The 2,862-nt window shown below is 46.9% G+C and carries 1 protein-coding gene and 1 pseudogene; one reads left to right on the top strand and one right to left on the bottom strand.

Features of this window, described 5'->3' with window-relative positions; translation table 11 throughout:
• Positions 1 to 89: 89 nt before the first annotated feature.
• Positions 90 to 278: pseudogene (locus tag C501_RS13730) on the bottom strand (recombinase family protein); the annotation flags it as partial.
• Between the two features lie 121 nt (positions 279 to 399).
• On the opposite strand from C501_RS13730, the gene C501_RS14080 reads away from it, so the two are divergent.
• Positions 400 to 2,481 (top strand): scabin-related ADP-ribosyltransferase, encoded by a 2,082-nt coding sequence (locus C501_RS14080; protein WP_406566385.1) that lies wholly within the window; start codon positions 400 to 402, stop codon positions 2,479 to 2,481.
• Positions 2,482 to 2,862 lie beyond the last annotated feature (381 nt).

Here is a 2,862-nt window from a genome sequence, read left to right as displayed (position 1 = left end):
ACTCACTCCCGTAGAGTTTGAGACGATCTACACGGACGCGAAAGCGGCCTGATCACCCCAAACCCCAACTGTCAACCAAACCCGGGACAGACCCTAGCTAAAACATCCAGCAAAGAGCGACCAAGCCGGTCGATCCGCCACACCACCACCGTATCCCCCTCCCGGAAATAATCAATCAGACGTCTCATACCAGGACGATGCCTAGCCTCTTTAGCCCCGGAGGTGACATCAGAGAACACATCCCGCTCCTGCACCCCAACACCGACCAGCGCGTCCAGTTGAAGTCAGGTTATATTAATTGTAGTACTATCAATTCTGTAATGTGTGAATTATATTCACTATTTGAATTTCTTGAAGTGTCAGTTTTTCAAGGGCACTGCGACAGTAAGGATTATTTAAATGAAGAGGAATTATTCTTCTCGAAGGCGCCAAGAGGTGTCTTCGAGTCGACGGGGTAATCGATTATGGTTATCCCGCGTATTGGCTGTTCTTTCCACCATGACCATAATGATTACGGGCTTGATTGTTCCTTCTCCTGCCTTCGCAGTGGACGACGATGCCCGTTACCCGAACGATGATCCTTACCCAGTTACTCAGACTCCAGCCTATAATTCTCGGTTTTTAGCAAGTACCTCTGGCGAAGAGACAGCTGAAACCGACAATAATCGCCGGACGCAATGGACTGCAGCTGTTGCTGCGAATCAGATCGGTTATAGAGAAGAAGGCGGGTCTAGAAGAGAGTGGAGTGGGCATGGCTTAGCGGTTCGGGATGGAGCTGGGGACACTGATACTCGCAGCCACGTATATCGGTGGGATAGGCGCCCCCCGGCTCAGGTTATGCGTGAAGGATTTCAACCACGAGCCCGGCTACCTGAACAGAACCACAATGAGTATTATAATGTAGATTTTTATGTTTTCTCTGGCCTACCAGGCGATCAAGGACGTCGTCCTAGTGGGTGGATTAGTACGACTATGGATCCTAATTGGCGTCCTATTATTGCCGAACCGAGAGAACCAGAAACATGGTATCGGTATGAGATTTTTGCTCCAGGAGGCGTTGATGCCCGTCGCACTCTCGGAAACACTCGCTATCGTCCTTATATGGCCCAGCAAGAGATTCTTTTCCTAGGTGGTATTGACTCTCGACATATTAGAAACGCGCAAGCGTATACAATATCCCCGCGGTCACAAGGTGAGCGCTTCCAACGTGTAAGCCCGGTGGAAGAAACTATTCACGGACAACAAGTTCATCGAGTCATAAGAAACGCAGACTTTAATCCCAATTCGGTACGTAGCTCTAATGTTAATGTGACCACGCTGCGAAACGTATACTGCCCTAGAAGCCAAGAACGCCGGATTGTTCTTTCTTTATACGGCACAAATATTCAATGGGGTGGAGGCTACTCTTACAGTGGCCCCCATGCCTCTGGACTTAGGGCAGGGGGCGGAGAAGATAATGGTTTCAACGCGGAATGTTCTAGTGGATTCACTGATGCTCTTACCCGTCCTGTTGATATAGAGACGAGTCAAGGCGAACTTGAGGCCGTGCACCAAAAGAGTCCCGATAGAAGGATATCTGGTGAAAAAAACATTAAAGTTCCTTTTGAGGTGAAGAACGACAGAGTTAGAGAAAATGGAGTAGACCATAACTTCAACTACCCTCAAATGTGTGGATATAGCCCTACTCATAAGAATACTCCAGATGATTCTATTGAGTCTGATGCTATGGGGTTTGGATGCGTGAATAACGGGTTTTTTAGTGAATATGTTGTGCGTATAGTCATAGGGAATACAAAAACTGGAGAACAGTGGGATCAATCCTATTCCACTAATACAGGAATTCCAGACCACATAGATATGACTATAAGTTCTACTGATCTCGGGCACGGAAGCCATGGTACCGATCTAGGTAAACTAACAAATTCTATGCCAGATGTTCTCTGGTGGTCGAAAGATTTTTGGTCGTATGTTCAGATCATGCCAGTCGTTGATCAGGTAAAACCAGAGACAAGTTTCCAGAATCAAACTTGCACACAGTCTTGGGACTATCGATCCCAGGATGGCTGGAGTAGCATGGACACGAAAGCTTGCATCGAAGTAAGTAAAGATAAACATACTGGAGATCTTTACGCGGTACCAGTGCTGGATAACGAGTACTGGTATTACTGGGGAAGTGCCTGGTACCGGGAGCCTGGTACTCAGGGCAAGCAAGTTGAGGCAGGCATGTTCTGCCAAATTCTCTCAGCTGATGGTCGTGTTGTATACGAAAGTACCGGCCGTAGCGTCTCCCAGGGTAACAGTAAAAGCCGTTTCACCTGTGATAGCGACTCCAAGACGCACGTGAAACTAGAGAAGGGAAACTACACCCTTCAATGGTACTCAAACAAAGCAGGAGGATACTGGAGCTACAAAAACTATGAAGGCACACGCGTAAACATGGGAAATTCCCAAAATTTAAAATCCTTTAAATTCACCATTTGACAAAAATTAATCGCAATTTATTTAAAGAATAAAAACTGCACTAATAGCTATTGAACCTTTAGCTATAAAATCTTTACATTCATGAGGTCGACCCCTGCACATCAAAACAGAGGTCGACCTCATAAATGTTTCGATGGTGTAAAAGGTTCAATAGCTGGAAAAGCTTTAACTAAACAAGACAGGGTACGCTGTGACTTGCGCCGGTAAATGTCGTGTTTCCCGCGTCGCTTATCGTCCGATGAGGAGTGCTTCTTGGGGTCGCTACAGAAAAACGGGTTTTATTGTGTCAGGGTCTGCCCCGGGTTTGGTTGACAGTTGGGGTTTGGGGTGATCAGGCCGCTTTCGCGTCCGTGTAGATCGTCTCAAACTCTACGGGAGTGA

This window comes from Acaricomes phytoseiuli DSM 14247 (genome assembly GCF_000376245.1).
Classification (GTDB): Bacteria; Actinomycetota; Actinomycetes; order Actinomycetales; family Micrococcaceae; genus Renibacterium; species Renibacterium phytoseiuli.
This window is presented reverse-complemented; position numbering and strand designations above follow the sequence as displayed.